The organism is Streptomyces sp. UNOC14_S4, from assembly GCF_020740835.1.
Taxonomy (GTDB): domain Bacteria; phylum Actinomycetota; class Actinomycetes; order Streptomycetales; family Streptomycetaceae; genus Streptomyces.
In genome coordinates this window covers 1-1,584 of sequence record NZ_JAINFC010000885.1, presented here as the reverse complement: position 1 = coordinate 1,584, position 1,584 = coordinate 1, and the positions used below count along the sequence as shown (strand labels likewise).

The following is a 1,584-nucleotide window of genomic DNA, read 5'->3' as shown; positions in this document are numbered from 1 at the left end:
GGGAGGCGCGGTGGCGGGAGGCGCGGTGGCGGACGTGGGCTCGGGCGCCTCCTCCTCCAGCACCTCGCCGCCGAAGTTCTTCAGCAGCGCTTCGAGACCGCCGTCGAATCCCTGGCCCACCGCGGCGAACCGCCAGACGTCCTTCATATAGAAGTCGCCGAGCATCACCGCGCGTTCGGTGCTGAATTCGGAACCGGTGAAGGAGTAGCGGGCGACTTCCTCACCACCGGCCACGATGCGGAGATACCCGGGGCCGATCTGCGACATCTGACCGTCGCCGTCGACCGTGGCCGTGAAGCTCAGCTTCTGGATCTGCGAGGGAATCCGGTCCAGGGTGACACGGAAGGATTCCGTGTCACCGGCCTGGGCACCGAGTTGCGCGATGGCGCCCTCGGGCGACTGCGGCTGGTTGAAGAAGACGAAGTACCGGTCGTCGGAGAGCCGCTCCTGGGCGTCGAGGCCGAAGCAGCTGATGTCGAGGGTCAGGCCGGGGCCGGCGATCTGTACGCCCACGTACAGATCGGTCCCTGCCGTCAGATCACTGATCCTGGCCTTGTGGCCGCGCTGGAATTCCCTGGCCATGCGTAACGACCGTCCCCCATCCGGACTGCGATGAATACGTTGCGTCAGGCTAACGGCTCGGCCGGGGTCTTCCGGCTCCGGGCCGTTCCCGCCCGGCCGGAAATGCCCACGGCGGCGCGTCGCGGCGCTATTCGCTCCGGGCCGCGGGAAGGTGCGGCAGCCGGTCCACGGAGACCACGCCTTCGAGGTATCCGCGGGCGCGTTCGGTCCGTGGATACGCCTCCAGGAGCCGCCAGAACCCGGGCCCGTGCCCGGGGACGAGGAGGTGCGCCAGCTCGTGGAGCAGCACGTAGTCCACGACGTATTCGGGCATGCCCTGGAGACGGTGCGAGAGACGGATGCTGCCCTCGGCCGGGGTGCAGGAGCCCCAGCGGGTGTTCTGGTTGGTCACCCAGCGGACCGAGTCGGGGCGGGCCCGGCCGTCCAGATACTGCTCGGAGAGCCGCCGCGCACGCTCGGAGAGCTCCGCGTCGCCGAGCATCCTTTTGCTCTCCTGGGCCGCGAGCTTGTCGAGCATCACGGCCACCCAGCGCCGCTCCTCCGCCTCCGACATCCGGGCGGGGATCAGCACGACCGTCCGGTCGCCCTCCCGGTAGGCGGTGACCGTTCTGCGGCGCCGTGCGCTCCGTCTGACCTCGACCGCGTCGCTCCCCGGACCGCGGGTGAGCGGGCTCGGGGCGGTGCGCTGTGGTCGTGCGGCACTGTGCAGAGGATCGACGGGCACGCCCCGACGTTACCCGGTGGCGGCGCGTGGAGTCCCGCCCATCGCTCCTTGTCGGGGGAAACGGGGCCGGGAGTCCCCGATTTGTACGACTATTACCCGCTGCCTGTGGACAACCGCGCACGGCGCCGGGCCCGGAGGCCCATTCTGAAGGCCGACGGAGGGGGAGGACCATGCGGAACGTCGTGCGGGAGGCCGCGCGGAGGGTCGCGCCGGAGGATGTGCGAGAAGACGCGAGGAGGGACGCGGGGCGCGCTGCGGGGAAGAGCGCGGCCTCCCGC

Annotated in this window: 2 protein-coding genes; both read right to left on the bottom strand. The window is 70.6% G+C overall.

Going from position 1 to position 1,584, the window contains the following annotated elements:
• Nucleotides 1–582, bottom strand: a 582-nt coding sequence (locus K6I34_RS36740) for a TerD family protein (protein WP_229332354.1), incomplete at its 3' end; no start/stop codon positions are given.
• A gap of 127 nt (nucleotides 583–709) precedes the next feature.
• Nucleotides 710–1,306 (bottom strand): M48 family metallopeptidase, encoded by a 597-nt coding sequence (locus tag K6I34_RS36735; RefSeq protein ID WP_229332353.1) that lies wholly within the window; start codon nucleotides 1,304–1,306, stop codon nucleotides 710–712.
• Nucleotides 1,307–1,584: the final 278 nt, after the last annotated feature.